At 64.1% G+C, this 25,123-nt stretch carries 32 protein-coding genes; 18 read left to right on the top strand and 14 right to left on the bottom strand.

What is annotated here, in order from left to right; genetic code table 11:
* Positions 1-44: 44 nt before the first annotated feature.
* Complete coding sequence (locus tag K289_RS0123185; RefSeq protein WP_027553725.1) at positions 45-239, bottom strand: DUF3072 domain-containing protein; 195 nt, start codon at positions 237-239, stop codon at positions 45-47.
* Between the two features lie 115 nt (positions 240-354).
* Here K289_RS0123185 and K289_RS0123180 point away from each other — a divergent pair, with 115 nt between their 5' ends.
* Genes K289_RS0123180 through K289_RS0123170 form a run of 3 tightly spaced genes read left to right on the top strand, consistent with a single transcriptional unit; the run spans position 355 to position 1,039 of the window.
* Complete coding sequence (locus tag K289_RS0123180) at positions 355-576, top strand: hypothetical protein (RefSeq protein ID WP_027553724.1); 222 nt, start codon at positions 355-357, stop codon at positions 574-576.
* A 19-nt stretch (positions 577-595) separates the two neighbouring features.
* Positions 596-778, top strand: a complete 183-nt coding sequence (locus K289_RS0123175) for a hypothetical protein (protein ID WP_027553723.1) — start codon at positions 596-598, stop codon at positions 776-778.
* Between the two features lie 60 nt (positions 779-838).
* Positions 839-1,039: a hypothetical protein gene (locus K289_RS0123170; RefSeq protein ID WP_027553722.1), complete on the top strand. Its 201-nt coding sequence runs from the start codon at positions 839-841 to the stop codon at positions 1,037-1,039.
* Positions 1,040-1,112: 73 nt separating this feature from the next.
* On the opposite strand, the gene K289_RS0123165 is transcribed toward K289_RS0123170, so the two are convergent.
* Positions 1,113-1,331 carry a hypothetical protein gene (locus tag K289_RS0123165; protein ID WP_027553721.1) on the bottom strand — a complete coding sequence of 73 codons (219 nt, stop codon included), beginning with the start codon at positions 1,329-1,331 and terminating at the stop codon, positions 1,113-1,115.
* Positions 1,332-1,426: 95 nt separating this feature from the next.
* The gene (locus K289_RS0123160; protein WP_027553720.1) at positions 1,427-1,687 is read right to left on the bottom strand and encodes a hypothetical protein; all 261 of its coding nucleotides are present in this window, start codon (positions 1,685-1,687) and stop codon (positions 1,427-1,429) included.
* Positions 1,688-1,698: 11 nt separating this feature from the next.
* Here K289_RS0123160 and K289_RS52400 point away from each other — a divergent pair, with 11 nt between their 5' ends.
* Complete coding sequence (locus K289_RS52400; RefSeq protein ID WP_245283980.1) at positions 1,699-2,052, top strand: hypothetical protein; 354 nt, start codon at positions 1,699-1,701, stop codon at positions 2,050-2,052.
* Here K289_RS52400 and K289_RS0123150 read toward each other — a convergent pair.
* Both K289_RS0123150 and K289_RS0123145 read right to left on the bottom strand, forming a co-directional pair.
* Positions 2,049-3,539, bottom strand: coding sequence for an HWE histidine kinase domain-containing protein (locus tag K289_RS0123150; protein WP_027553718.1), 1,491 nt, complete (start codon positions 3,537-3,539; stop codon positions 2,049-2,051). The genes K289_RS52400 and K289_RS0123150 overlap by 4 nt on opposite strands.
* Positions 3,540-3,552: 13 nt before the next feature.
* Positions 3,553-9,846, bottom strand: coding sequence for a HAMP domain-containing protein (locus tag K289_RS0123145; protein ID WP_027553717.1), 6,294 nt, complete (start codon positions 9,844-9,846; stop codon positions 3,553-3,555).
* 274 nt (positions 9,847-10,120) lie between these two features.
* On the opposite strand from K289_RS0123145, the gene K289_RS0123140 reads away from it, so the two are divergent.
* Complete coding sequence (locus K289_RS0123140) at positions 10,121-10,417, top strand: hypothetical protein (protein WP_027553716.1); 297 nt, start codon at positions 10,121-10,123, stop codon at positions 10,415-10,417.
* Between the two features lie 5 nt (positions 10,418-10,422).
* Here the strand turns inward: K289_RS0123140 and K289_RS0123135 are convergent, their stop codons facing one another.
* On the bottom strand, positions 10,423-10,935 hold the full coding sequence (locus K289_RS0123135; protein ID WP_027553715.1) for a DUF4142 domain-containing protein: 513 nt from the start codon (positions 10,933-10,935) through the stop codon (positions 10,423-10,425).
* Positions 10,936-11,032: 97 nt separating this feature from the next.
* Between K289_RS0123135 and K289_RS0123130 the strand changes: the two genes are divergently transcribed.
* Together K289_RS0123130 and K289_RS0123125 are read left to right on the top strand one after the other, a co-directional pair.
* Positions 11,033-11,227 (top strand): hypothetical protein, encoded by a 195-nt coding sequence (locus tag K289_RS0123130; protein WP_027553714.1) that lies wholly within the window; start codon positions 11,033-11,035, stop codon positions 11,225-11,227.
* Positions 11,228-11,574: 347 nt separating this feature from the next.
* Positions 11,575-11,781: a hypothetical protein gene (locus K289_RS0123125; protein WP_027553713.1), complete on the top strand. Its 207-nt coding sequence runs from the start codon at positions 11,575-11,577 to the stop codon at positions 11,779-11,781.
* Positions 11,782-11,913: 132 nt separating this feature from the next.
* On the opposite strand, the gene K289_RS0123120 is transcribed toward K289_RS0123125, so the two are convergent.
* A complete protein-coding gene (locus K289_RS0123120; protein WP_027553712.1) occupies positions 11,914-12,156 on the bottom strand; it encodes a hypothetical protein in 243 nt (80 codons plus the stop codon).
* A 172-nt stretch (positions 12,157-12,328) separates the two neighbouring features.
* Here K289_RS0123120 and K289_RS51695 point away from each other — a divergent pair, with 172 nt between their 5' ends.
* Positions 12,329-12,487, top strand: a complete 159-nt coding sequence (locus tag K289_RS51695; RefSeq protein ID WP_198024752.1) for a hypothetical protein — start codon at positions 12,329-12,331, stop codon at positions 12,485-12,487.
* 148 nt (positions 12,488-12,635) lie between these two features.
* Here the strand turns inward: K289_RS51695 and K289_RS44920 are convergent, their stop codons facing one another.
* Genes K289_RS44920 through K289_RS0123095 form a run of 4 tightly spaced genes read right to left on the bottom strand, consistent with a single transcriptional unit; the run spans position 12,636 to position 14,314 of the window.
* Positions 12,636-13,118 carry a DUF3147 family protein gene (locus tag K289_RS44920; protein WP_051310747.1) on the bottom strand — a complete coding sequence of 161 codons (483 nt, stop codon included), beginning with the start codon at positions 13,116-13,118 and terminating at the stop codon, positions 12,636-12,638.
* Positions 13,118-13,465: a DUF3147 family protein gene (locus K289_RS0123105; RefSeq protein WP_027553711.1), complete on the bottom strand. Its 348-nt coding sequence runs from the start codon at positions 13,463-13,465 to the stop codon at positions 13,118-13,120. Before K289_RS0123105 ends, K289_RS44920 begins: the two co-directional genes overlap by 1 nt.
* Positions 13,462-14,046, bottom strand: a complete 585-nt coding sequence (locus tag K289_RS0123100) for a phosphatase PAP2 family protein (RefSeq protein ID WP_027553710.1) — start codon at positions 14,044-14,046, stop codon at positions 13,462-13,464. Before K289_RS0123100 ends, K289_RS0123105 begins: the two co-directional genes overlap by 4 nt.
* Before the next feature lie 40 nt (positions 14,047-14,086).
* Positions 14,087-14,314, bottom strand: a complete 228-nt coding sequence (locus tag K289_RS0123095; protein WP_027553709.1) for a hypothetical protein — start codon at positions 14,312-14,314, stop codon at positions 14,087-14,089.
* Between the two features lie 144 nt (positions 14,315-14,458).
* Between K289_RS0123095 and K289_RS0123090 the strand changes: the two genes are divergently transcribed.
* The 9 genes from K289_RS0123090 (at position 14,459) to K289_RS0123050 (ending at position 23,410) form a co-directional block, all read left to right on the top strand.
* Positions 14,459-14,830, top strand: coding sequence for a PRC-barrel domain-containing protein (locus K289_RS0123090; RefSeq protein WP_035685556.1), 372 nt, complete (start codon positions 14,459-14,461; stop codon positions 14,828-14,830).
* A gap of 27 nt (positions 14,831-14,857) precedes the next feature.
* Positions 14,858-15,016 carry a hypothetical protein gene (locus tag K289_RS51690; protein ID WP_198024751.1) on the top strand — a complete coding sequence of 53 codons (159 nt, stop codon included), beginning with the start codon at positions 14,858-14,860 and terminating at the stop codon, positions 15,014-15,016.
* Positions 15,017-15,190: 174 nt separating this feature from the next.
* The gene (locus K289_RS0123080; RefSeq protein ID WP_027553707.1) at positions 15,191-16,351 is read left to right on the top strand and encodes an HlyD family secretion protein; all 1,161 of its coding nucleotides are present in this window, start codon (positions 15,191-15,193) and stop codon (positions 16,349-16,351) included.
* A complete protein-coding gene (locus K289_RS0123075) occupies positions 16,348-17,967 on the top strand; it encodes a DHA2 family efflux MFS transporter permease subunit (protein WP_027553706.1) in 1,620 nt (539 codons plus the stop codon). Before K289_RS0123080 ends, K289_RS0123075 begins: the two co-directional genes overlap by 4 nt.
* A 225-nt stretch (positions 17,968-18,192) precedes the next feature.
* Positions 18,193-18,930, top strand: a complete 738-nt coding sequence (locus K289_RS0123070) for an SDR family oxidoreductase (protein ID WP_027553705.1) — start codon at positions 18,193-18,195, stop codon at positions 18,928-18,930.
* A gap of 63 nt (positions 18,931-18,993) precedes the next feature.
* Entirely contained in the window at positions 18,994-19,995 is a 1,002-nt protein-coding gene (locus K289_RS0123065) for a nitronate monooxygenase family protein (protein WP_027553704.1), read from the top strand.
* 107 nt (positions 19,996-20,102) lie between these two features.
* Entirely contained in the window at positions 20,103-20,522 is a 420-nt protein-coding gene (locus K289_RS0123060; protein ID WP_027553703.1) for a hypothetical protein, read from the top strand.
* 305 nt (positions 20,523-20,827) lie between these two features.
* Positions 20,828-22,402, top strand: a complete 1,575-nt coding sequence (locus K289_RS0123055; protein ID WP_027553702.1) for an alkaline phosphatase — start codon at positions 20,828-20,830, stop codon at positions 22,400-22,402.
* Between the two features lie 189 nt (positions 22,403-22,591).
* On the top strand, positions 22,592-23,410 hold the full coding sequence (locus tag K289_RS0123050; RefSeq protein WP_027553701.1) for an aldo/keto reductase: 819 nt from the start codon (positions 22,592-22,594) through the stop codon (positions 23,408-23,410).
* A gap of 70 nt (positions 23,411-23,480) precedes the next feature.
* Here K289_RS0123050 and K289_RS0123045 read toward each other — a convergent pair whose 3' ends face one another.
* Both K289_RS0123045 and K289_RS0123040 read right to left on the bottom strand, forming a co-directional pair.
* Positions 23,481-23,705 carry a hypothetical protein gene (locus tag K289_RS0123045; protein WP_027553700.1) on the bottom strand — a complete coding sequence of 75 codons (225 nt, stop codon included), beginning with the start codon at positions 23,703-23,705 and terminating at the stop codon, positions 23,481-23,483.
* Positions 23,706-23,799: 94 nt separating this feature from the next.
* Entirely contained in the window at positions 23,800-24,246 is a 447-nt protein-coding gene (locus tag K289_RS0123040) for a hypothetical protein (protein WP_245283985.1), read from the bottom strand.
* A 155-nt stretch (positions 24,247-24,401) separates the two neighbouring features.
* On the opposite strand from K289_RS0123040, the gene K289_RS0123035 reads away from it, so the two are divergent.
* Positions 24,402-24,674: a helix-turn-helix domain-containing protein gene (locus K289_RS0123035; protein ID WP_027553698.1), complete on the top strand. Its 273-nt coding sequence runs from the start codon at positions 24,402-24,404 to the stop codon at positions 24,672-24,674.
* A 12-nt stretch (positions 24,675-24,686) separates the two neighbouring features.
* Here K289_RS0123035 and K289_RS0123030 read toward each other — a convergent pair.
* On the bottom strand, positions 24,687-25,123 hold a 437-nt coding region (locus tag K289_RS0123030), incomplete at its 5' end, for an aminotransferase class I/II-fold pyridoxal phosphate-dependent enzyme (protein WP_027553697.1).

The raw sequence follows: 25,123 nt of genomic DNA, 5'->3' as shown, positions 1-25,123 counted from the left end.
ATGGTTCCGAAGGCCCGCGCGAGGCGGCGACGACGGCAAGCTGTCTAGAAGGAATTCGCCAGCTCGATCTCCGCCTCCAGCGCCTGGATGCGCTGTGCCGCTTCGGTGAAGGACAGGTCGCGCGCATATTGCGCGGGCTGGTAGGCTTCTTCGCTCAGCCGCTTCAGCTTGAGCCCTTGCGCGCGCGTCATCTGCTCTGCGAGCAAGACCTTGGCATCGTATTTACCTTGAAGTTGCATGTCGGTGCTCCATCCTGAAATCGTGACTTGACTATATGTTCTTATTTTGTTCTAACAAGCCATGGACAACAGAATTAATGAAATTCGACGCAAAATCAGTGCCTTGAGGCTTGAGATGGCCGACGTCGAGGCGTCCGTTCGCGACCTCCTCAATCGCGACCGCGACTGCACCGGACGTGCGCTCGAGCAGATGGGACTGCGGCGGAAGATCAACCTCTTGATCGGCGAATGGAAGGCGGCGGGCGGCGGCGATGTGCTGCCTGATATCGCCGATCGGATGCGTCTTCGCCCCGCGAAGAAGGACGGCAAACCGGCGCGCCCCATCGCGCGCTGCTAAAGACTTTCGGAGGCGCGCCGTGGACGAAGACCCGGATACGTACCGGATTCTGAAATTGCGCGCCGAGATCCTCGAACTGGGCTCCGCCATCCGCCAATTGCGGCGCGAGGGCCTGGATCATGCGGCGGCACAGCTCCTGATCTCGCGCAAGCGGGCGCAACTCGAGCAGCTCGTCAAGGCACCCGAGCGGCGACCGGCTTAACATCACTGACATCCGACGCAGCTAAAGCGTGCGCGCAATGCGACACGCCGGAGTTCGCCGATGTCGGATGCCGACATGACCGCCTTGCTGCACAAGGTTCTTGATGAAGTCTGTGCCGACGTTCCCGCGTCCGAGACAGCGACCCGCGAGCGCGTTGCCGCGAGATTGCGCGAAGCCGCGCGACGGGATGATTGCTCGGTCGAGGATTTGAAGCGGGCCGGGTGCGATGCGCTGTGCCGCGCACCGACGATGTGGCCCTAAAACGAGTGTCGCTCGAATATCAGATCGAGAAAGGCCCCGCGATCGCGAGGCCTTTGCATGAGGCGTGTACCGCCTATTTGCTCATGCTGCCGCCTTGGTTCGTTCCGGGGCCGGCATTGCCTTGGCTCGATGGGTTTGCGGGTCCGCTGGATTTCGTGTTGGCTCCCGTCGTCTGCGATGACGTCGTCGATGATTGATGTTTCGCTTTATGCGATTTGGCCTGCGCGGCGAAGGGCGCGGCGGCGACGCCGATTGCCAACATCATGGCGAGAGCGAGCTTGGTCGTCTTCATGTGCGGGAACTCCCTGAGTTAGATTGACGCAGGCAGCCAACCGCGTCTCCCGGCAGGAGTTCCGAACAAAGCGCGTTGCGGACCTCGCACGCGCTTCAAAATTCCTTGTCCTCGGCGAGGATGAATACGGCGCCCGTCAAAGCGGCGCCGATCGCAAATGTCGTCACCAGCGTGACCACGAAGACGAAAATCGCCGGACTTCCGCCGTTATTGAGCAGGGTGGCGACTGCCGGGTTCACCAATGTGAGGATCAGGCCGAAGAGCAGTCCCAGCGCAGCGCCCATCATCGCATGCGTCATCACCTTGATGATACCGGTGCGGGAGATCAGGCCGGACGGCTTTTTCTGTGTACGCATGGAACCGCCCCATGAACAGCATGGAAACGCGGTTGATGACCTTCGGGTTCCCCGCGCATGAACGAATTGTCACGCCGGGCTTCATCCGACGTTCATGCCGGGCCTGCGAGGATGCCGCGGAGAAGGAAAAGGGACATGTGATCATGGGAAAGGTCGTCTTTCTTTATCGCTCGCTGGCCTATCGCAACGCGGCGGCCGAAATGCTGCGCAAGGCGCGCAACCTGCCGCGTGGCGCGGAGCGGCGCGCGGCCAGGCGTTATGCAAAGGCGTTGCGCGATCTCGCTCAAACCGAAGCATGGCTGGAGGGACGAGTCGCCGACGAACCGCGTCCGGTGCAGCAAATGAGGACGGCGGCTTCGCGCTAACCCGACGCGCGCTGAAGCTCGCCGGAGGAGGCCGCCTCGAATTTGGCGGGTGAGGTCGACGTCGTGGCCTTCCGCGTCAGCGGCACTTCCAATCGACACAGCAGGCCTTCCGCACGCCAATCGAACTTCGCCTGCCCGCCGAGCTGGGATTCGATGCTGGCGAGCAGGCTCCTCGTGCCGAAGCCGCGAGATTTCGGCGTTCTGACTAGCGGGCCGCCGGATTCCTCCCAGCTCAAGGAGAGGACGTCGTTTTCGGTCTGCCAGCCGATCGTGAGCCGTCCTGCACGCGTCGAGAGCGCGCCATATTTCGCCGAATTGGTGAAGAGCTCGTGCAGCGCCAGCGCAAGCGTCTGAGCCGTCGCCGGCGCAAGCTGAACCTCGGGACCGGCGAGTCTGATCTGACCGCCGAGCGAATAGGGCGCGAGTTCCTCCTCGATCAGCTTGGAGAGCTCGGCGCCCTGCCAGCTCGACAGCGACAGAATGGTGTGGACGCGCGCCAGCGCGTTGATGCGCCCCTCGACCGCGTTGACGTAGGTCTTGACGCTGTCGGCGCGGGTGAGGCGGACGATCGATTGCGCCAGCGCCAGCGCATTCTTGGCGCGATGATCGACCTCCCGCGCCAGCAGATTCTGCCGTTCCTCGGCGCGCTTGCGTTCGGTGATGTCGACGGTGACGCCGCTCACCCGAACCACGCGGCCGCTTGGGTCCACCGTCGCGGCCGCAGTGCCGACGCACCAACGCACCTCGCCGTCGGGCCGGCTGATGCGGAACTCACCCTCATAGGCCCGCGCGCCGGTATTGAATGCTGCGATCGCCGCTCGGAACTGGTCGACGTCGTCAGGGTGCAGCAAGGCCTGGATGTTCGCCGAGCTGACGCTGAACGTTTCTGGCGTCACGCCGAAGATGCGGTATTGGCCTTCATCCCACATCCAGTCGCCGTTGATCCAGTCCCAGTCCCAGGATCCCATCTTGCCGGCGGCGATCGCCATGCTGCGCCGCTCCTCGCTCTCGCGCAGCTTTGCCGTGGAATTCTCCAGCTCGGCCGTGCGGGCGCGAACCCGGTCCTCGAGTTCCTGGTTCAACCGTTCGAGCTCGCGCGTCTTGCGGTAAAGCTCGGCAAACACCTTGATCTTCGCGCGCAGCACCTCCGGCACGACCGGCACCGGCACGTAGTCGACCGCGCCCATCTCATAGCCGCGCAACCGGTCGATGTCGGAGACCTGGATCGCCGAGATGAAGATCATCGCGGTCTTCTGGAAGCGCGGATGTTCCCGGATCATGGCGGCAAGCTCGAAACCGTCGAGCTCGGGCATGCAAACGTCGACCAGGATCACCGCGATCTCGGTCTTCAGCAGGACCTCCAGCGCATCGCGCCCCGACGAGGCGATCACCAGGTTCTCACCGAGATCCTTCAGGATCACCTCATAGGCAAGCAGCTTGGCCGGCTGGTCGTCGACAAGGAGGATATTGACCTTTTCGTGGTCCATTCGCGGATCCCACTCAGCGATGCAGCCACATGCGGATCGCAAGCAGCAACTGATCGGTGTTGACGGGTTTGGCGAGATAGTCGGACGCGCCCGCTTCCAGACATTTCTCCCGGTCGCCCTTCATCGCCTTCGCAGTGAGCGCGATGATCGGCAGGCGCGCAAAGGCCGGGTTCTCCCGGATCACGCCGATGGTCTGATACCCATCCATCTGCGGCATCATGATGTCCATCAGCACGATCGCGATCTCCGGATTGGACTCGACCAGCGCCACCGCCTCACGGCCGGTGGTTGCGGTCAGCACCTTCATGCCGCGCCGTTCCAGCACGCTCGACAGCGCGAAGATGTTGCGTGCATCGTCGTCGACGAGCAGCGCGGTCTTGCCGATCAGATCCTCGTCGGAACTGTTCAGCTTCTCGAGCATCCGCTGTTTCTCGGTCGGAAGTTCCGTGATCACGCGATGCAGGAACAGCGCGGTTTCGTCGAGCAGGCGTTCCGGCGACTCCACGCCCTTGACCACGATGCTGCGCGCCATGGTGTGAAGCTCGGCATCCTCCTCGGCCGAGAGCTCGCGGCCGGTGAACACCACCACGGGGATGTTCGACAGCATCTCGTCGTTGCGGATCTGGTCCAGCACCTCGAAGCCGCTCATGTCGGGCAGGCGCAGGTCCAGCACCACGCAATCGCAGGGCTGCTGGCGCAGAGTCGAGAGTGCGCCGGCGCCGGTGTCGGTCGCGACGATCTCGATGTCGTCGTGATGCAGGAGCTCCCGGATTGAGAGCTGTTCGGCCTCGTTGTCCTCGACGATCAGGAGCCGCTTGCGCCGCGGCCTTGCATATTCCTTGATCTGCGTCAGCGCGGCGGAGACGCCCTCGGTCGTCGTCGGCTTGTTGACGAACGAGAAGGCGCCGCGGGCGAGCGCATGCTGGCGGTCTTCGTCGAGCGTGATGATCTGCACGGGAATGTGGCGCGTCAGCGGATTGTGCTTGAGCTGGCTCAGTACCGTCCAGCCGAGCATGTCGGGCAGGAACACGTCGAGCGAGACGGCCGTCGGCTGATACTGCTTTGCGAGCTCGAGCGCTTCGGCGCCGCGGGCGGCGACCAGCACCTTGAAGCCCTTGTCGCGGGCGAGGTCGACCAGCACCCGCGCATAATGCGGATCGTCCTCGACGATCAGGAGAATAGTATCGCCGGGCTCGAGGTTGAGCCGGTCGTCGGGCAACTGCTCGATGACGCGCTGCTGCTCGGGCGCGGCCGGCTGCAATGCCGGCGGCTGGCTGTATTGCTGCGGCGCGGGCGCGGCGCGCGGCGCGAGCGTCGGGCCGGAATATTTCAGGGGCAGATAGAGCGTGAAGGTCGAGCCCTTGCCGGGCGCGCTGCGCAGGTGGATCTCGCCGCCGAGCAGGCTGGCAAGTTCGCGGCTGATCGCAAGGCCGAGACCGGTGCCGCCATATTTGCGGCTGGTGCCGGCGTCCGCCTGCTGGAACGCCTCGAAGATCAGCTTCTGCTTCTCCGGAGGAATGCCGATGCCGGTGTCGGTCACCTCGAAGGCGATCACGGCCGGCGCTGTGTTCAGCACGGGATGATCCGTGCTCCAGCCGCCGAGTGCGCCCTCGACCTTCATCCGCACGCCACCTTCTGCGGTGAACTTGAAGGCGTTGGAGAGCAGGTTCTTCAAGACCTGCTGCAGGCGCTTGGAATCGGTGACGATGCTGCGCGCGAGGTTCGGATCGACGTCGATGTTGAACGACAGGTTGCGGTTCTCCGCCTCGTGGCGGAACGGCCGCCCGACGGTCTCGAGCAGGTTCGAGGTCAGGATCTCCTCGGCGTCGACCGTCACTGTGCCGGACTCGATCTTGGAGAGATCGAGGATGTCGCTGATGAGGTTGAGCAGGTCGGTGCCGGCGCCGTGGATGGTGCGGGCGAACTCGACCTGCTTGGGCGAGAGGTTGCCGTCCGGATTGTCGGTGAGCTGCTGGCCGAGGATCAGGATCGAGTTCAGCGGCGTGCGCAGCTCGTGGCTCATATTGGCGAGGAACTCGGACTTGTACTTCGAGGTCAGCGCGAGCTCGGTCGCCTTTTCCTCCAGCGCGCGGCGGGCCTGCTCGATTTCCTGGTTCTTGCGCTCGACCTCGACGTTGCGCTCGGCGAGCTGCTGCGCCTTCTGCTCGAGCTGGTCGTTGGTCTGCTGCAACTCGCGCTGCTGGGTCTGAAGCTCGCCGGCGAGCTGCTGCGACTGCTTGAGCAGGCCTTCGGTCTGCATCGTCGCCTCGATCGAGTTGAGCACGATGCCGATGGAGTCGGTGAGCTGCTCCAGGAACGTCATCTGCGAGGTCGTGAACGAGGCGAGCGAGGCGAGCTCGATGACGGCCTTGACCTGACCTTCGAACAGAATTGGCAGGACGACGAGGTTCTTCGGCGCGACGCGGAACAGCGCCGAGTTGATCTGTACCACGTCGGACGGAATGTCCGCGACCACGCGCTGCCGCTTGTCGAGCCCGCACTGGCCGATCAGGCCTTCGCCGAATTGCAGTACGCGTTGATACGGGTAAACGCCGTCGCTGGCGTAGGAGGCGAGCAGCAGGAGCTGCGGATTGTCCTCGTTCTCGACCTGGTAGATCACGCCGGTATGGGCGTTCACCAGCGGCGACAGCTCGGTCAAGAGGAGGCGGCCGACGGTGGCCAGATCGCGCTGGCCCTGGAGCATGTTGGTGAATTTGGCGAGGTTGGTCTTGAGCCAGTCCTGCTCGGTGTTCACGTCCGTCGTGAGACGGAGGTTCGTGATCATCGTGTTGATGTTGTCTTTCAGCTCCGCGACCTCGCCGCGGGCGTCGACCTGGATCGAACGCGTCAGGTCGCCCTTGGTCACGGCGGTCGCCACTTCCGCGATCGCGCGCACCTGCGAGGTGAGGTTGGCCGCGAGCAGGTTGACGTTGCCGGTGAGATCCTTCCAGGTGCCGGCGGCGCCGGGCACGTTGGCCTGACCGCCGAGGCGGCCCTCGACGCCGACCTCGCGCGCCACCGACGTCACCTGGTCGGCGAAGGTCGCGAGCGTCTCGGTCATGTTGTTGATGGTGTCGCCGAGCGCTGCGACCTCGCCCTTCGATTTCACGGTGAGATTCTGCTTGAGATCGCCGTTGGCGACCGCAGTGACGACCTTGACGATGCCGCGCACCTGCTCGGTCAGGTTCGCCGCCATGAAGTTCACGGTGTCGGTGAGGTCCTTCCAGGTGCCTGCGACACCCGGCACCTGCGCTTGGCCGCCGAGCTTGCCCTCGGTGCCGACCTCGCGGGCGACGCGCGTGACTTCGCCGGCGAAGGCGTTGAGCTGGTCCACCATGGTGTTGATGGTGTTTTTCAGCTCGAGGATTTCGCCCTTCACGTCGACGGTAATTTTTCGCGACAGGTCGCCGCGCGCCACGGCGGTGGTGACCTCCGCGATGTTGCGGACCTGTGTGGTGAGATTCGCAGCCAGCAGGTTGACGTTGTCGGTGAGGTCTTTCCAGGTGCCGCCGACGCCGGGCACCACGGCCTGACCGCCGAGCCGGCCTTCGGTGCCGACCTCGCGCGCCACGCGCGTCACTTCGGCGGCGAAGGAGCGGAGCTGCTCGACCATGGTGTTCAGGGTGTCCTTCAAGAGAAGGATCTCGCCACGCACGTCCACGGTGATTTTCTTGGAGAGGTCGCCGCCGGCGATGGCGGTCGCGACCTCGGCGATGTTGCGGACCTGCGCCGTAAGGTTCGAGGCCATGAAGTTGACGTTGTCGGTAAGGTCCTTCCAGGTGCCGGCGACGCCGGGCACCTCGGCCTGGCCGCCGAGCTTGCCTTCGGTGCCGACCTCACGGGCGACGCGCGTCACCTCGCCGGCGAAGCCGTTGAGCTGGTCCACCATGGTGTTGATGGTGTTCTTCAGCTCGAGGATTTCACCGCGTACGTCGACGGTAATCTTGCGCGACAAGTCGCCGCGCGCCACGGCGGTGGTCACTTCGGCGATGTTGCGGACCTGGGCGGTGAGGTTGCCCGCCATCGAGTTCACGCTGTCGGTGAGGTCCTTCCAGGTGCCGGCGACGCCGGGCACGTTGGCCTGGCCGCCGAGACGACCTTCGGTGCCGACCTCGCGCGCCACGCGCGTCACCTCGCCCGCAAAGCGGTTGAGCTGGTCGACCATCGTGTTCAGCGTGTCCTTGAGCTGAAGGATCTCGCCGCGCACGTCGACGGTAATCTTGCGAGACAGGTCGCCGCCGGCGATGGCGGTTGCGACCTCGGAGATGTTGCGGACCTGGGCCGTGAGGTTGCCCGCCATCGAGTTCACGCTGTCGGTGAGATCCTTCCAGGTGCCGGCGACGCCGGGCACTTCGGCCTGACCGCCGAGCTTACCTTCGGTGCCGACCTCGCGGGCGACGCGCGTCACTTCGCCGGCGAAGGCGTTGAGCTGATCCACCATGGTGTTGAGCGTTTCCTTCAGCTGAAGGATTTCGCCCGACACGTTCACCGTGATCTTCTTGGACAGGTCGCCCTTGGCAACGGCGGTAGCGACTTCGGCGATGTTGCGGACCTGGCCGGTCAGGTTGGAGGCCATCGAGTTGACCGAGTCGGTCAAGTCTTTCCAGGTACCGGCGACGCCACGCACCTGCGCCTGGCCACCGAGCTTGCCTTCGGTGCCGACCTCGCGGGCGACGCGCGTCACTTCGCCGGCGAAGGCGTTGAGCTGGTCCACCATGGTGTTGATGGTGTCCTTCAGCTCCAGAATCTCGCCGCGTACGGTCACTGTGATCTTCTTCGACAAGTCGCCGCCGGCGACCGCGGTCGTCACCTCGGCGATGTTGCGGACCTGTGCGGTCAGGTTCGAGGCCATCGAATTGACGCTCTCGGTGAGGTCCTTCCAGGTGCCGGCGACGCCGAGCACGTTGGCCTGACCGCCGAGCCGTCCCTCGGTGCCGACCTCGCGGGCGACGCGCGTCACTTCGCCGGCGAAGGCGTTGAGCTGGTCGACCATCGTGTTGAGCGTTTCCTTCAGCTGAAGGATCTCGCCCGACACGTTCACTGTGATCTTCTTGGAGAGGTCGCCGCCCGCGATTGCGGTCGCGACGTCGGCGATGTTGCGGACCTGCGCGGTCAGGTTCGACGCCATGAAGTTGACGTTGTCGGTGAGGTCCTTCCAGGTGCCGGCGACGCCCGGCACCTGGGCCTGGCCGCCGAGCTTGCCTTCGGTGCCGACCTCGCGGGCGACGCGCGTCACTTCCGACGCAAACGAGTTGAGCTGGTCCACCATGGTGTTGATGGTGTCCTTCAGCTCCAGGATTTCGCCTCGCACGTCGACGGTGATCTTGCGGGACAAGTCGCCGCGCGCCACGGCCGTGGTGACGTTGGCGATGTTGCGCACCTGTGCGGTCAGGTTGCCGCACATCGCGTTCACGGAGTCGGTGAGGTCCTTCCAGGTGCCGGCGACGCCGGGTACGATCGCCTGGCCGCCGAGCTTGCCGTCAGTGCCGACCTCGCGGGCGACGCGCGTCACTTCGGAGGCGAAGGAGCGCAGCTGGTCCACCATCGTGTTGATGGCTTCCTTGAGCTGAAGGATCTCGCCGCGGACGTCGACGGTGATCTTCTTGGACAAGTCGCCGTTGGCAACCGCGATCGTCACCTCGGCGATGTTGCGAACCTGGTCGGTCAGGTTGTTCGCCATCGAGTTGACGCTCTCGGTCAGGTCCTTCCAGACGCCGGTCACTTCCGGCACTTGGGCCTGGCCGCCGAGCTTGCCTTCGGTGCCGACCTCGCGCGCGACGCGCGTCACCTCGGAGGTGAACACGCCGAGCTGCTTGATCATGGTGTTGACGATGGTCGCCGACTGCAAGAATTCGCCGCGCAGGGGGCGGCCGTCGACGTCGAGCTTGACGGTCTGGAGCAGGTCGCCTTGCGCGACCGCGGCGACCGCACGCGTCACCTCGCGCGTCGGCCACAACAGGTCATCGATCAGCGTATTGACCGAGCCTTCCATGTCGGCCCAGGAGCCGCTGGCGAGACCGAATTTCACGCGCTGGCGGGTCTTGCCTTCGCGTCCCACCACTTGCCCGACCAGCTCGAGCTGCTGCGCCATGCGCTGGTTGGCGGCGATGATTTCATTAAAAGTGTCGGCGATCTTGCCGTCGATGCCGAGATAGTCGCCGCTCATCCGCACGGAAAAATCGCCGCTGCGCATGGCTTGCAGCGCGAGCAGCAATTCCTGCCGGGAATCGGGCTCTGATGTGCCGTTGGTGGTTCGTTTCGGGATGCGACGGCCGGATCGTGAAGGTCCGGGATCAAGGTCGCTCATTCTCAACTCCCCCCGCAGGTTGCGCCACCGAATCCGGTCAAAACGCAGCATCCGAAATAGAACGTCAGCCAAATTCCAAATCAAGCGGCAACCTTGCGGCCCAAGAAAATGGAACATGCCTCGCTCAGCCCGGCCAAATAAACGGCTGTTCGCGCAATTGGTTCCTTTCCGGTTCCAACAAAGTTCGGCCCTCGGACGGGTCCGCATCCGGCCGCCGGTTTCGGAACGGAGGACCGGCGGCTGCTGTTAGTCCGCAGGAAGAGAGAGAGCTCATATGAAAGCCGGACTTGCAGTCCTTGTCGTAACGATGTTTGCCGCCGGACCAGCGCTCGCACAGGGCGGCGCGCCCAGCGGGCGCGGGGCCGCGACCGGCGATCCCGCCGCAAGCTCTGCGACCCCCCGCGCGGAGTCCCCGACCACGGGAGCGGCGACCAGGCCAAGCCGAAGCGGCAGCGGCACCTCGACCTCCGGCGGCAAGGACGACAATGGCGATCGGGGTCGGGACAAGATGCCCGAGGGCGACCGCACGGTGCGGCCGGAGAGCCAGCAGCATCATCCACAAGACAGGTAGATCCGCTACTTGTCCGCCATGGTGTGCTCGGCGTTCCTGAGTTGTGAACGCAGGATGGGCAGGTGCTCGCGGGCGAAGGTTGCAAGCGCAGCATTGTCGGGCGCGAGCAGATAGCGCTCAAGCAGGGCCACGGCAGATTCGTATTCGGGGATCTGGGCCGCGTAGAAGCTTCTGACATAGGCGGGTCCGTCCGAATTTTCGGGCTGGGCCAGGCTTGCGCCGGCCAGCGTCCTCTTGCCGACGCGTGTCTCGGCGCCGATTGCCTGCTGAATGTCCTTCAGGGTTCTGTCGCGCTTGGCCGCCTCCTCGGCGCGCAGGGCGGCGAGGTTCTTGACCTCTGCATTGCCTTTCAGATCGGTGCTTTCCAGTAGGCCCTGCTGGAAGCGGCTGAATGCGTAGAGGCCGCTGATGACATCCGTTGCGGTCGGCGTAGGATTGCTGCGCATCCGCTCGCCGGTACTGTCGGCAAACGCCGTGGTGCTGATCAGCAGCAGGACTATCGCGACGAGACTTCGCATGGATTTGCAATGACCTATCCCGCGCGAAGTTCCGGCAAGCGTTACGATCTGGAAAGGGACGGTTGCGGAACACGGGTTCCGTGCCCACGTCCCTTTCATGAAGCAATCTGACATTTTCAGGGATAACGCTGAGAACTGCCTGCAGCTCGCCGAGCGCGCTCAAGGGCAACCCGCCTATAAGCGCTATTCGCGCATGGCGGAGGCCTGGATGGCGCTGGCCGAAGAGCAGGATTGGCTCGATGGCGAGATTCCGCCTGTAACGGTCCGCGTCCCTCGAAAGCAGGACGCCTGACCGCTCTCGCTTTGGTGAATCTGCGTGTGAGACCGCGCACGGAAGGACGGCGACAAATCGACAATCATTCGGGACCGGTCGATCGCGTTGATCTTTGACTCCAGAAGGAGGGTTTTCCGATGGCTCCACGTCTGGCTCTTCTCTCGCTCGTTCTCGCCTTCGGCGTCTCGGTCGCATTCGCGACGGTAACGACAGTCCGCCAGGTCCATTTGGCGCATACGCCTTCGACGCTGCACGCAGCGCATAGTTAGTCTCGCGCTCGCTCTCGCAGCGCCTGCGCCTGTCGGAACATTCGACGCTCCGGCGCGTAGGGCGCTGCAGGACATCAGCAAAAGCGAGGGAGCATCATGGCGCATTCCGACCACGGCATCGTGAGGGACAAGCGGGCGGAGGACCAGCCGCGCGACAAGCAGCGTGCGCAGACCGTGCATAAGTCGAATCCAAAGGGCTCACCATCGCGCGAGGCGACGCGCGATCCCAAGCTCAACGACAACAGCAAGACGCCGGGCTCCGGCATGGCGCCCGATGATTCCGGCGACGCGCCGACCGGCTAGCTGCGAGGAGCGAATTTACGTACCGAGAGTCGACTGATTGCTTCCGGCGGTCATGCCCCCGGTGCGCCGGAAGCAATCTCCAAGGGCCCTGGCACTCCCGTGCCGGGGCCGCTTGCTTGTGGGGCCAAGGAATCAATCCTCAGTGTCGGAGTTCCCCTGGATGTGCCCCCCGGGTCCGCGACCGAAGACGCCAAAATTGCTCGACTTGACTCCGGCGCCTGCATCCACGCCCGCGGCGGCAAGGCCGAGCTTGAGCAGTTCGCGCACGGCTGCCGCGCGGGTCGGCATACGGTGTTTGAACCGGAAATCGTCTACGGCGGCCAGCTCTTCCGGCGAGAGCATCACTTGAAGCCGCTCGGCGCGAAGGTCGTTCATGGTCAATCACGCAAAATGTGCAAGTTGAGTAGTTTGCTCAACGATTTAACTTAGCCAGGGTTCCTCAGAACTCGACAAATTTGGCAAATGAGCCAAAATACCAAATAAAATCAATAAGTTGCATTGAAACGACTCGCGCGATTGCGCATTCTATTGGAAAGGGAGAGAGGCCATGACGGACGAAGTCAGGTTACCTCGCAAACTTTCCGAAGAGCCCGAAGCGCCGAAGCCGCTACGCGAAAGCCATCGGAAGGTCATCGAGCAATTGGAGCGCTGGGCCAACAGTCCCGGCCTGCAGCCACCAAGGACACGCGATGAGAAGACGATCTGAACCGCACACATTCGAACAGCGTCTCGAGGCGCAGAGGCGACGGCTCGAGCACGAACTGACACGCCTGCCTGATGGCAGTGAACGTGACGCTGTGGCGACGCGGATCGAGCAGCTTCAGGCAGCCGCCGAGATGCATGAATTCCTGTCGCTACGGGAAGAGGCTGGGGTTGTCCGCTGATGGCGGCCGGTGCCCGCGCGGATGATTGAATACGGTACGAAGCTTTCGCCTGATCCACCAAGGCGACACCGAAATGATGGCCCACGTCACCAGCGCGGCAATGAAGGCGCCGACGACGCTCGCCGTCACGGTAACATGAAAGACGGCTGCGAATGCGACGAGACCGATGCCGCCGAGCGCCGCGCCGGCGGCATCGAGCGCTGCCGCCTCCTGTCCGCGGCGCCGCCCGCTGAGTCCGGCCTTCTCCTTCGCGCGCCGCTCGTGGCTTTCGATCAGTGTCGCGCTGGCGCAGAAGATGGCGGGAAGCGCGAGGAAGAGCCCGCCAACCGACACGCCGAATCGCGCACCGACCGCGCCGGCGAGGACCGTCGCCAGCCCGCCGAGCGCGAAGCGAATGCCGTATTCGTACGAGTACGTCTGTTTCAGTGCGGTCAATGACAGCTTGATCAGCATCAGGCGGCGCCTCCGAAACCGGCGAGCAGACCGAAGGCGATCGCAAGCCATGCAGCGAGGGCGGCGATGGTGGCGGGGAGCGCCGGGAGACGAGATCTCATCAGCAAATGGCAAACGACGACGCTGTAGCAGCCGAGCGCGACCGCGCCGTAGATCATCGTCCAGCTTTCAGCCGCGGCGTAGCTCGGGCCGTGCTGCACGACGGCGATGCCAAGGGTTACCAATGCGACTGAGGGCGCGGCGCCCAGGAGTCCCGCGAAGCTCTTGGGCCGCAGCATATCGCCCAGGATTGCGAAGGCGGAGACGATCATGCCGCCAGCAATGAAGCGCAGGAGATACTCGGTCAAGGCCTTGTCCGCGACGTGAGGCGACTGCGGCGCGGTCTCGTCAGCGTCGGCGGTCGGAGCAGCCTCTCGACCAAGACACCGAGTGAGAAGCCGGCGACTACGTCGCTCGCCCAGTGCGCGAGCAACGCGACGCGCGTCAACGACAGCAGCACCGCGACGGAGCGCACCAGGCGGCGCGGCCCCGTCGGGAGCAGACCGGCCGCCGAGGCGAGCGCACCCATGTGTACGGCGTGGCCGGAGGGAAACGCATCGTTGGGTCGACCGGATAAGGGGACTCCGCGCCGATGGCCGCGAATCGTGAGCCGATCCGGCCTGGTCTGATCGAACACGGATTTCAGCACGTGCGGCAGCACTGCCGTTGCCAGCGAAACCGTCAGGATGTGATTTGCAACGGGACGCTCTTCGGGACGCTGGAACTGGACGTAAAGCCAACCCGCGGCCGCCAGCGCGAGCAGCACATGCTCGTCCGCGCCCCAGGTCAACGTCTCGGCGGTCCGTTCGAGCTTCGAATTGGTATGATCCGCGATCTCATGCGCGATCGCAGTATCGATCCGCGTGGGTTTGATCGTTACGAGTGCCATCGATCCAGGCTCGGCGAGCTATCTTTCCCGGCAGTAACGCCTAGTCCGTCGGGTTGCGACCGGTGCGCGGGTTGATCGGATCGGTCGGCTTGCGCCGAAGTCCCTCCGGGAGAAACGGCTCGCTCCGCGAGGCTGTGGGCTCGGCGCGCACGTCGGCGTGGCGTTGCGCCCGCTCATGCGGTGTCTTGTTGTCGTTGAAGTGCCGCTTCACATCGACGCCGTCGACGGGGTCGTTGACGCCGTGCTGGATATCGCGGAAGTCGCTCATGGTTCACCTCATTCGTTTCCCGCCTTGAAACTGCAAGAACCGCTCGTTTCCAGCTATGTTCCTGCCGAGCGCGGAACGTGTTCCCGGAACGATCGAGCGCATATCCTGTTGGCCCATAGATTGACCGAGCGGAGCATTGAAACGATGGACCAACGCGAACTGGACCGAAGAGAGACGGGCCGCTTGATCGGCAGCGACAAGGTCGAGGGAACATCGGTCTATGGTGCCGATCGCAATAGGATCGGTTCGATCGAGCGCGTTATGATCGACAAGATCAGCGGCAGGGTGTCCTACGCCGTGCTTGGCTTCGGCGGTTTTCTGGGCCTCGGCAATGATCACTATCCCTTGCCCTGGCAGTCGCTGAAATACGACACTGAGCTCGGCGGCTACGTCACCGGGATCACCGCCAAGGCCCTGGAAGGCGCACCGAAATATGGCGAGCGAAGCGACTGGAACTGGGCCGATGACGCTGCGCTGCGCGGCATCAATGCCTATTACGGTGTTCCCGTCGCATAGCGCCTTAGAGTAGAGAGCGAGAATCTGATGAGCAAGAAACGGCCCAACGACGATCCGCGGCAGCAGAACGATTGGGGATCTCACTCCCAGACGAAGAAGCCCTGGAAGGAGAAGCCGGAGAAAGAGCAGAGGTCCGGCGAGGCGAAGCCGGATCTTGAAAAATGGCATGAGACGAACACGCACTGACACTCGCGCGTTGATGGTGAAGGCACGGCGTTTGGAATGCCGCGCCTTTCTTGTGAGCAAGGCATTCACGAATGCCTGCGGTGCTCCAGGCGCCGGAACGATGTTTCCCCGCCGCGGTTAGGTCCGGTGCGCGCGAAGTTGGCGCCGGCTCAATCCCCGATAGAGGTGCTCATCGTGGATGCTCAAACCCGGGAACGCGGGCCGTCCGCGGAGCAGCCGCAGCGGACGAAGGACGCTCCGAATAACTCGCCCGACAAGACCTGCGAGGGCGCGGACCGGTCGCAAGAGCAAGCGAAAACGCCGTCGCTGCGCGACCGGTTTCGCGAGCACTGGCTGCTGACCACGGTCGGCGCCATCGTGCTGCTCGCCGCGCTGGTCGGCGGTCTCGTCTACTGGCTCCAGACTCGCCACTATGAATCAACTGACGACGCCTTCGTCGCGGCGCGCAGTTTTTCCGTGGCCTCGAAGGTCGGCGGCTACGTGATTGATGTTCCGGTTACGGACAACCAGCATGTCAATGCCGGTGATCTCCTCGCCAGGATCGATGAGCGCGACTACAAGATCGCCGTCGACCAAGCCGCGGCACAGGTGGAAGTCTCGAAGGCGAACATCGCCAATGTCGAGGCACAGATCGATTCACAGCAGGAGCAGATCAAGCAGGCGAAGGCCCAGCTTGAACAGGCACAGGCCCAACTCCAATTCTCGCAGGAAGAGTTTTCGCGCGCCGAGGACCTCGTCGAGAAGGGCGCCGGCACCGTGCAGCGTCAGCAGCAGACCCGCTCCGATCTCGGGGCGCAACAGGCCAATACCGAGCGCGCGAAGACCGCCGTGACCGCGGCGGAAGTCGGCATCAAGACGCTTCAGGCGCAGCTTGAGGGCGTGAAGGCCCAGCTCCAGCAATCGCAGGCGCAGCTCGATCAGGCCAGGCTGAATCTGCAATACACCGACGTCGTTGCCGCGCAGTCCGGCCGCGTCGTCAAGCTCAACGGCGCCAAGGGCACCTTCGTCACGGCGGGGCAGAGCCTGATGATGTTTGTGCCTGACGAGGTCTGGATCGTCGCCAACTACAAGGAAACTCAGCTCAGCGACATGCGGCCGGGCCAGCCGGTCGAGATCCGCATCGATGCCTATCCCGGCCGCAAGCTGACCGGTCATGTCGATTCCGTGCAGCCCGGCTCGGGTACCGCGTTCAGCCTGCTGCCGGCGGAGAACGCCACGGGCAACTACGTCAAGGTGATGCAGCGTGTGCCCGTGAAGATCGTGGTCGACAACTGGCCGTCCGATCTGCCGGTCGGCCCAGGCATGTCGGTCGTGCCCTGGACCAAGGTACGATGACTGACATCGCGCAAGGCGGTGCCTCCGCCGGCGGCTGGTCGCCGGAACGTTCGGCGGCCGGAGGGCACAATCCTTATCTGATAGCTTTCGTGGTCTCGATCGCGACTTTCATGGAGGTGCTCGACACCACGATCGCCAACGTGGCGCTGCGCCACATCGCCGGCGGGCTCGCCGTCGGCCTCGACGAGAGCACCTATGTCATCACCAGCTATCTCGTCGCCAACGCCATTGTGCTGTCGATCTCCGGGTGGCTGTCGACCGTGATCGGCCGCAAGCGCTTCTACATGATGTGCGTGGCGACCTTCTCGGTCGCTTCGCTCTTGTGCGGCTTCGCCTGGAATCTCGAGGCGCTGGTGCTGTTCCGCATTCTTCAGGGCCTCGGCGGCGGCGGCATGGCGACCAGCGAGCAGGCGATCCTCGCCGACTCCTTCCCGCCCCACAAGCGCGGGCAGGCTTTCGCCATCTACGGCGTCGCCGTCGTGGTCGCACCGGTGATCGGTCCGACGCTCGGCGGTTGGATCACGGACACCTATTCCTGGCACTGGGTGTTTCTGATCAACGTGCCGATGGGCCTGATCTCGCTGTTTCTGGTCGGCACGCTGGTCAAGGAGCCGTCGGGTGCGGAAGAGGAGAGGGCGGAGCTCCTGAGCAAGGGCCTGCGCGTCGACTATGTCGGTTTCCTGCTGGTCGCGATCGGCCTTGGCTCGCTCGAATTCGTGCTCGACGAAGGCCAGCGCAACGACTGGTTCGGCTCGAACATGATCGTCGCCTTCGCGCTGCTCGCGGCCGTATCCTTGATCGCGCTGATCCCGTGGGAGCTGACGCGCGAGGATCCCATCGTCGACATCCGCCTGCTTGGCCGGCGGCAGTTCGGCGCCTGCTTCCTGGTCATGCTCGGCACCGGCGCGGTGCTGATCTCGACGACCCAGCTCATCCCGCAGCTTCTGCAAACCGAGCTCGGCTATACGGCGATGCTCGCCGGTCTTGCGCTGTCGCCCGGCGGCGTCGCGACGCTGGTGTTGATGCCGGTCGTCGGGCGGCTCGTGAGCGTGGTGCAACCGAAATATCTCATCATGGCGGGTGCCGCGATGGTCGCCTTGTCGATGTGGCATCTCACCGGGCTCACCGGCGACATCACCTACGGCTATGCGGCCATGGCGCGCATCTTCCTGGCGATGGGCCTGCCGTTCCTGTTCCTGCCGGTGACGACGGCATCCTACGACGGCGTGCCGCCGGACAAGACCAACCAGGCCTCCGCGCTGATCAACGTCGCCCGCAACATCGGCGGCTCGATGGGCGTGGCGCTGGCGCAGACGATTTTGGCGCAGCGCCAGCAATTCCATCAAAGCCGGCTGATCGAGCACGCCGCGCCGTCCGATATCGGCTATCAGCAGAGCATCGACGCGATGACGCGCTTCTTCGAGGCGCAAGGCTCAAATGCGACGGACGCCGCGTCACAGGCGATCGCCTGGGTCGGCAAGACCTTGCAGCAGCAGGTCGACCTTCTCGCCTATATCGACGTGTTCTGGACGCTGGCCATCATCGCGGTGCTGATGATCCCGACTGCCGCGGTGCTGCGACCAATAGACCTGCGCGCGCCGGCGCGGGGGCATTGAGGCCCCAACGTCGTCCTGACTTTCGCCAGGACGACACCGGAAATGTCGGATCTCCCGGAGCATTAGTTGGTCTGAAAAAGGAACTGACTGGAGATTTCATGATCCGGATGGTATCAACTTCCAGAATTTGACAGTTCTGTTTTAGAACTATAGCCTGCCGTTCAATCACACAGCCTGCGCGCGACGTTGATCCTGGCGTCGCGGCATTCACCGGAGGAGGCGACGTTGCCCAAGCGAAACGCCACAGCCGCCGTCATTGGCGCCGGCGACTACATCGGTGCCGAGATTGCCAAGAAGTTTGCCGCCGAGGGCTTTTCCATCTTCGCCGGCCGCCGCAACGGCGACAAGCTCGCGCCGCTGGTCAAGGATATCGAGGCCGCCGGCGGCGAGATCCACGCGCGCTCACTGGATGCGCGCAAGGAGGAGGAGATCATCTCCTTCCTCAACGATGCCGACAAGCACGCGCCGCTCGAGGTCTGCATCTTCAACATCGGCGCCAACGTCAATTTCCCGATCCTCGACACCACCGAGCGCGTGTTTCGAAAAGTTTGGGAGATGGCCTGCTATTCCGGCTTCCTTGCCGGCCGCGAAGCCGCGCGGCTGATGCTGCCGCGGGGCGGCGGCAACATCTTCTTCACCGGCGCGACAGCGTCCTTGCGCGGCGGCAGCGGCTTTGCCGCGTTCGCCAGCGCCAAGTTCGGCTTGCGTGCGGTAGCGCAGGCGATGGCGCGCGAACTGGGACCGAAGAACATCCACGTCGCGCATCTCATCATCGACTCCGGCGTCGATACTGCTTGGGTTCGGGAGCGCCGAGAGCAGCTCTGGGGCAAGGAGGCGCTCGACAATCCCGATCTCCTGATGCCGCCGTCTTCGGTCGCGGACGCCTATTGGCAGCTCTATCAGCAGCCGAAGAGCGCCTGGACCTTCGAGATGGAGATCCGGCCGTTCGGAGAGAAGTGGTGACCGCGGCGCAAAAGTCCGGCTAGACTGATCCGAACGCGAACCAAAACTCCGGGAGGCCACTACGTGAAGACCGCGATCACCGAACTGTTCGGCATCGAGCATCCGATCATCCAGGGCGGCATGCATTTCGTCGGCTTTGCCGAGCTGGCCTCCGCCGTCTCCAATGCCGGCGGGCTCGGCATCATCACCGGGCTCACGCAGAAGACACCGGAGCTGCTCGCCAAGGAGATCGCGCGCTGCCGCGACATGACCGACAAGCCGTTCGGCGTGAACCTCACGTTTCTGCCGACCTTCTCGGCGCCGCCTTATCCGGAGTACATCGCGGCCATCGTCGAAGGCGGGGTGAGGATCGTTGAGACCGCGGGCCGCAGCCCTGAGCAGTACATGCCGGCGATGAAGGCGGCCGGCATCAAGGTGATCCACAAATGCACCTCGGTGCGCCACTCGCTCAAGGCCGAGCGGATCGGCTGCGACGCTGTCAGCGTCGACGGCTTCGAGTGCGGCGGTCATCCCGGTGAGGACGACATCCCGAACATGATCCTGCTGCCGCGCGCGGCGGAGGAATTGAAGATCCCCTTCGTTGCCTCCGGCGGCATGGCCGACGGGCGCAGCCTCGTCGCCGCGCTGTCGCTGGGGGCGTCCGGCATGAACATGGGCACGCGCTTCATCGCCACCAAGGAAGCGCCGGTGCATCAGAACGTGAAGAATGCGCTGGTCGCCGCGACCGAGCTCGACACCCGCTTGATCATGCGCGCGCTGCGCAACACCGAGCGCGTGCTGAAGAACGCCAATGTTGAGCACCTGCTGGATATCGAGCGTGAGAGGGGCGACAAGCTCAAGATCGACGATATCCACGACCAGGTTGCGGGCATCTATCCGAAAGTCATGATCGACGGAGAGATGGATGCGGGCGCCTGGAGCTGCGGCATGGTCGCGGGCCTGATCCATGACGTTCCGTCCTGCAAGGAACTCGTCGATCGCATCATGGGCGAGGCGGAAACCATCATCCGCAGCCGCCTGCTGGGGTTCCTGGACGGGACCGGTGCGGCGCGAAAGGTCGCCTGACCGTCCGTACAGTCTTAACCCTGGCGGCAATTGGCCGCTGGAATTGCCCGAGGCGCCTCCTAAATAGGGGTAAATTGTCCCTATTAATCAAGTTTCAGGAGGCGTCCGTGGTCCTGAAAGGCGCTCACTTTGCTCTTGCTGCCGCCCTCGTGCTCGCGTGGGGTGGCATCTCGCGCGCCGCTGACTACAAGCCCGACGAATATCTGAGCCTCGATCTATCCAAGGCCGTGCTGTCGCCGAAGCGGCTCGGGCCGGAGACGCAGTTCGCGCCGGTCGCGCTCGAGGCCCGTGGCGGCAATGACGCGCAGGCGCGCATCGAACCGATGGACGTGCCGAAGAAGGTTGCGGCCGAGCGCGTGCACGTGCCGGCGCCGAAGGTCGCTCGCGCCAAGAGCGCCCAGCCACGCGGCGCCGCGCGCACCAAGCTCGCGCAGCGTCACGGCAACCCGCTGGACGCGCAGGCGATGGACACCCGTATCCAGACCTGGCCGTGCCGTTCCGGCGGCATCTGCAACTGGAAGCGCTAGAGCGTTGACTGATGTTGCTTCACCTCGCCCCGCTTGCGGGGAGAGGTCGGAATTCAAGCGCAGCTTGAATTCCGGGTGAGGGGGACTCTCCGCGAGTCTAACTCTCATCGTCCCTGCGGAGACTCCCCCTCACCCCAACCCTCTCCCCGCAAGCGGGGCGAGGGAGCGCACTCTTGCCACGGCTGCAGCCCGGCGGACACGTCATCCACGCGTCGCAAAACCGTAGGCGCGGAGTCAAGAAACCGTAAGGATAGGAGTCAAGGAGCGCAGGCACCTTCCGTCGCGATTCGACGAAGGTCTCCTGAATGGCAACGCTCCGCGCTTCGCGCGCATGGACCCGGCGACAATTCCTGAACCGCTCCGCCTCCACTCTCGCCATTGCCTCGCTCGGCACGCTCGCCACCCCCTACATCGGCCGCGCCGCCGACCGTCCGCAGATCGCGGGCGGCATCCAGTCGGGGGACGTATCGGACGGCTCTGCCGTGATCTGGGCGCGCGCCGATCGCCCTGCGCGGATGCAAGTCGACTATTCGACCGTCGAAAGCTTCAAGACCATTCTTGCGACGACATCAGGCGATGCGTTGCCCGAAGCCGACTTCACCTCAAAACTCCTGCTGAATGACCTGCCGTCCGGGCAGGACATCTTCTACCGTGTGCGCTTCGACGACATTGCATCGGGCATTGCCGGCGAAAGCCGCATCGGCCATTTTCGAACTGCGCCGGCCGCAGGCCAGTCGGTCTCATTCGTGTGGTCCGGCGACGTGGCGGGGCAGGGCTGGGGCATCGACATGTCGCGCGGCGGCTATCGCAGCTACCGCACTATGCTCGACAATCGCCCGGACTTCTTCATCCATTCCGGCGATCACATCTATGCCGACTGCACCATCCCCTCCGAACAGAAGCTGCCGAACGGCGAGCTCTGGCGCAACGTTGTGACCGAGGAGAAGTCAGAGGTCGCGCACACGCTGGCGCAGTTTCGCGGCAACTACAAATACAATCACCTCGACGAGCATTTTCGCGCCTTCCACGCTGAGGTGCCGATGTTCGCGCAATGGGACGATCACGAGGTCACCAACGACTGGTCCCCGACCGGCAGCTACGACGCAGCCGGCTATGAGGCCGATGGCACGCCGCGCTTGGTCGCGCGCGCTCGCCGCGCCTTCTTCGACTTCATGCCGATCCGCGATATCGGGACGCGGCTGGGCCGGGTCTATCGACGCATTGCTTACGGCCCGCTGCTCGACGTCTTCATGATCGACATGCGCAGCTTTCGCGATGGCACCTGGAACAAGGGTGATGACCATCGCGGCTGGATTCTTGGCGCCGAGCAGCTCGCCTGGCTGAAGCGGGAGCTCGCCGCTTCGCGCGCGACCTGGAAGGTGATCGCGGCCGACCTGCCGATCGGCCTGATCAGCCTAGACGCGGTCGCACTCGGCGATGGCCCGCCTGATCGGCGCGAGCATGAGATTGCCGACCTTCTCGCGTCCATCAAGCGCGCCGGTGTTCGCAACGTCGTCTGGCTCACCGCCGACATGCACTACACCGCCGCGCATTACTATGATCCGAACAAGGCGCAGTTCAGCGATTTCGAGCCGTTCTGGGAGTTCGTCTCCGGCCCCCTGCACGCCGGGACCTGGGGCCCGGGCGAGCTCGACAACACCTTTGGCCCAGTCGCGATGTACCAGAACGGATGTAGCGAGGCGCAGGGCGAGAATCTTGCGCCCTGCTTCGGACTACAGTTCTTCGGCCGCGTCGACATCGATGGCGAGACTGCGGTGATGACCGTGACGCTGAAAGATGTCGACAACCGCGACCTCTGGTCAGTCGACATCGTGCCGCACCCGCAACCACGTCCGGCCGTGGTGGCGCAGCATTCGTAAGGGACGGGGAGCTATCACCACGAGCGTCACGGCCCGGGCAAGACGTTGGGAAGCTCCTAACCCGATCTTGATTGGCCGCCTCGCGGCCGCCGCGCTATAGTATTCGCTCCCGCCACCTCTTTTCCATCACCGAAGAGTCTGCTCACGCGGCGCCGCCGCGCGTTCGGCGGAATACGTCAGGAGCTTTTCATGGATAATCTGAAGACCCAGGGCATCAGCCTGCCCAAGCTAGGCCTCGGCACCTTCCGCATGGAGGGCGATGCCTGCCGCGCCGCGGTCGAGAGTGCGCTGTCACTCGGCTATCGCCATATCGACACCGCCGAGATGTACGCCAATGAGGAGGCGATCGGCGCCGCGATCGCGGCTTCCCGCGTGCCGCGCGGCGAGCTGCATGTCACGACCAAAGTCTGGTACGAGAACCTAAAGCCCGACGCGATTCGCCGCGCCTTCGACGCCAGCCTGAAAAAACTCCGACTCGACCATGTCGACCTTTATCTCGTGCATTGGCCGTCCAAAGCCGCGAACTGGGGCGCGGTGTTCGAGACGCTGATGGAGCTGAAGGAGGAGGGGCGCACGCGGGCCATCGGCGTCGCCAATTTCCCCGCCGCGCTGCTCAAGACCGCCATCGAGGACATCAAGGCTCCGATCGCCTGCAACCAGGTCGAATATCACGCGATGCTCGATCAATCGAAGGTGTTGGCCTATCTCGCGGCCAAGTCGATTCCGCTGGTCGCCTATTGCCCGCTGGCGCAGGGGCGCTTCGCCACAGATCCGGTGCTGAGCGAGATCGGCGCGAAGCACAACGCGACTGCCGCGCAGGTGGCGCTGAAATGGCTCGTCGATCAGGATGGCGTCGCTGCGATCCCGAAGGCGTCGCGGCGCGAGAGCCAAGAGGCCAATCTTGATGCGCTGAAGATCACACTCGACGATGCCGACCGCAGGAAGATTGCCGCGATGCCGAAGAACATTCGCTGCGTCGATCCAGCTTTCGCGCCGGCCTGGGATTAGGTGTGTCCATGTCTGACGTTTCGGACACGCAAAGAAATGGCCCCTCATGGGGCCATTTCCACGTTGCGCATTAGTAGTCCATGTGGCGATGGCTGCGCTTGATCACCACGACGTTGTCGCCGTGATGGCGCCAGCCGCGATGCATGCCGTAGTCGCGATGCTCGCGGAATTCGGCCCGGGCGCCGTAAGGGCCGTGATGATGGCGCTTGATCACCACCGTCTCCGCACTCGCCAGCGTCGGCGCCACGATCGCAAGCGCACCGAGAGCCGCGACGACGTAGCCAAGCTTCTTCATGATGTCCTCCTCCAATGAATGCAAATCTAAACCGCGCATACGCGCGAACGTTCCGGAGGAGCTGCGGGAGAATTCTGAACGGATGTTCAGGTGGCTAATCGCAGCGATGCTGTGCAGGCGTCGGCGCGCCAGTCTTGACGTATTTGCCGTCCCTGATGGTGTAGTCACCGCGTTCGCTGCGATTGTAGATCGCGCGCAGGCCGCCATCCTTGGACAGCAGCAGCCCGAACTCGCGCGCCTGATGCAGGGATGGGAAGAACACCATCAGATTGAGCAGGCCCTCCGCATTGATCGAGGCGGCCACGACTTCGCTCTCATCCTTGGCCTCGCCGAAATTGCGCCGGTACATCACCCGGCGGTCGGGTCCGATCTCGTAAGTCAGCACCGCACCCCTGTCGCGGCCGGGCGGCAGCGCGCAGTCGACCGACCATGAGCCGAGCAGGCCCCATTGCTCGACCGTCGCCAGCGTCTCGGCGCCGGCTCCAGATGTCAGCGCAGCGCACAGCAGCGCGGCTGCGGTCCAGCGGCTCAAGCCACGCATCATGTCCAAAGAAAGCCCCGCCCCTCGATCGAACCCGAAGTCTAGCATTCCCACCTCGGCAGTCCACCAACCCTTCGCCAATTTGATCCGCGTCAATGAGGCGGTCCGGCCCTCAGGTAATATCGAGCTTCCGGAGGGTGATCGTGGATAGATCAATGCTGGATGAAGTCGTCGAATTCGCGGGCGATGTGCTGCCGGGAGGCTGCGCCGCGCCGCCTTATTCCGAGTCCGCGTTCCTGGCCGAGCTCGGCGACCGGTTGCGGTCCTCGCGCCTGCGCTGCGCGCTGTCGCGCCGCGAACTTGCCCGCAGGTCGGGGATTTCCGAGCGCTATATCGCCCAGATCGAGGCGGGCAAGGGCAACGTGTCGATCGTGCTGTTGCTGCGGCTGGCCTCCGCTATACACGGCAGTCAGCCGCAGGCGGCCTGATCGTCGAGCCATCTAGGCGCGCGCCTTCTCCACATTGGCGCTGCGCGAGGGTACGCCGAACTCCTTGCGGCAGACCTCGGCCAAAACGGCGACGCCCTCGCGGATCTGCTGATGCGTCGGGCTGGCAAAGCATAGTCGCAGGCGCGGGCTCGAATGGCCCTTGTTGGTCGACCATTCCGGGCCCGGATTGATCGAGACCCCCGCGGCAAGCGCGGCCTGGTATAGTTTCAGCGTATCGACCTGATCGGGCAGTTTCACCCACAGGAAGATGCCGCCCTTCGGTTCCTCGAATTCCGCGGCCGTCCCGAACTGCTCGTTCAGGGCTTCCATCAGCGTATCGAGCTTGGTGCGCAGCGCTCTCGTCAGCGCCGGCACGTGGGTTGCGAAATGCGGCCTGCAATATTCGGCGAGCACCATCTGCTCCAGCGCGCCGGAGCCGGCATCCGTCT

This window comes from Bradyrhizobium sp. Cp5.3 (assembly GCF_000426265.1).
Lineage (GTDB): Bacteria > Pseudomonadota > Alphaproteobacteria > Rhizobiales > Xanthobacteraceae > Bradyrhizobium > Bradyrhizobium neotropicale.
This window is presented reverse-complemented; position numbering and strand designations above follow the sequence as displayed.

What these genes read in the sequence shown, in the direction of transcription:
- K289_RS0123120 (WP_027553712.1), bottom strand. Translation starts at nt 12,156, where the DNA reads ATGAACGACCTTCGCGCCGAGCGGCTTCAAGTGATGCTCTCGCCGGAA.
- K289_RS0123180 (WP_027553724.1), top strand. Translation starts at nt 355, where the DNA reads ATGGCCGACGTCGAGGCGTCCGTTCGCGACCTCCTCAATCGCGACCGC.
- K289_RS0123170 (WP_027553722.1), top strand. Translation starts at nt 839, where the DNA reads ATGTCGGATGCCGACATGACCGCCTTGCTGCACAAGGTTCTTGATGAA.
- K289_RS0123145 (WP_027553717.1), bottom strand. Translation starts at nt 9,846, where the DNA reads ATGAGCGACCTTGATCCCGGACCTTCACGATCCGGCCGTCGCATCCCG.
- K289_RS0123160 (WP_027553720.1), bottom strand. Translation starts at nt 1,687, where the DNA reads ATGCGTACACAGAAAAAGCCGTCCGGCCTGATCTCCCGCACCGGTATC.
- K289_RS0123185 (WP_027553725.1), bottom strand. Translation starts at nt 239, where the DNA reads ATGCAACTTCAAGGTAAATACGATGCCAAGGTCTTGCTCGCAGAGCAG.
- K289_RS0123165 (WP_027553721.1), bottom strand. Translation starts at nt 1,331, where the DNA reads ATGAAGACGACCAAGCTCGCTCTCGCCATGATGTTGGCAATCGGCGTC.
- K289_RS52400 (WP_245283980.1), top strand. Translation starts at nt 1,699, where the DNA reads ATGAACAGCATGGAAACGCGGTTGATGACCTTCGGGTTCCCCGCGCAT.
- K289_RS0123125 (WP_027553713.1), top strand. Translation starts at nt 11,575, where the DNA reads ATGGCGCATTCCGACCACGGCATCGTGAGGGACAAGCGGGCGGAGGAC.
- K289_RS0123140 (WP_027553716.1), top strand. Translation starts at nt 10,121, where the DNA reads ATGAAAGCCGGACTTGCAGTCCTTGTCGTAACGATGTTTGCCGCCGGA.
- K289_RS0123035 (WP_027553698.1), top strand. Translation starts at nt 24,402, where the DNA reads ATGCTGGATGAAGTCGTCGAATTCGCGGGCGATGTGCTGCCGGGAGGC.
- K289_RS0123095 (WP_027553709.1), bottom strand. Translation starts at nt 14,314, where the DNA reads ATGAGCGACTTCCGCGATATCCAGCACGGCGTCAACGACCCCGTCGAC.
- K289_RS0123130 (WP_027553714.1), top strand. Translation starts at nt 11,033, where the DNA reads ATGAAGCAATCTGACATTTTCAGGGATAACGCTGAGAACTGCCTGCAG.
- K289_RS0123135 (WP_027553715.1), bottom strand. Translation starts at nt 10,935, where the DNA reads ATGCGAAGTCTCGTCGCGATAGTCCTGCTGCTGATCAGCACCACGGCG.
- K289_RS0123050 (WP_027553701.1), top strand. Translation starts at nt 22,592, where the DNA reads ATGGATAATCTGAAGACCCAGGGCATCAGCCTGCCCAAGCTAGGCCTC.
- K289_RS0123075 (WP_027553706.1), top strand. Translation starts at nt 16,348, where the DNA reads ATGACTGACATCGCGCAAGGCGGTGCCTCCGCCGGCGGCTGGTCGCCG.
- K289_RS51690 (WP_198024751.1), top strand. Translation starts at nt 14,858, where the DNA reads ATGAGCAAGAAACGGCCCAACGACGATCCGCGGCAGCAGAACGATTGG.
- K289_RS51695 (WP_198024752.1), top strand. Translation starts at nt 12,329, where the DNA reads ATGACGGACGAAGTCAGGTTACCTCGCAAACTTTCCGAAGAGCCCGAA.
- K289_RS0123055 (WP_027553702.1), top strand. Translation starts at nt 20,828, where the DNA reads ATGGCAACGCTCCGCGCTTCGCGCGCATGGACCCGGCGACAATTCCTG.
- K289_RS0123045 (WP_027553700.1), bottom strand. Translation starts at nt 23,705, where the DNA reads ATGAAGAAGCTTGGCTACGTCGTCGCGGCTCTCGGTGCGCTTGCGATC.
- K289_RS44920 (WP_051310747.1), bottom strand. Translation starts at nt 13,118, where the DNA reads ATGCTGATCAAGCTGTCATTGACCGCACTGAAACAGACGTACTCGTAC.
- K289_RS0123090 (WP_035685556.1), top strand. Translation starts at nt 14,459, where the DNA reads ATGGACCAACGCGAACTGGACCGAAGAGAGACGGGCCGCTTGATCGGC.
- K289_RS0123100 (WP_027553710.1), bottom strand. Translation starts at nt 14,046, where the DNA reads ATGGCACTCGTAACGATCAAACCCACGCGGATCGATACTGCGATCGCG.
- K289_RS0123040 (WP_245283985.1), bottom strand. Translation starts at nt 24,246, where the DNA reads ATGCGTGGCTTGAGCCGCTGGACCGCAGCCGCGCTGCTGTGCGCTGCG.
- K289_RS0123150 (WP_027553718.1), bottom strand. Translation starts at nt 3,539, where the DNA reads ATGGACCACGAAAAGGTCAATATCCTCCTTGTCGACGACCAGCCGGCC.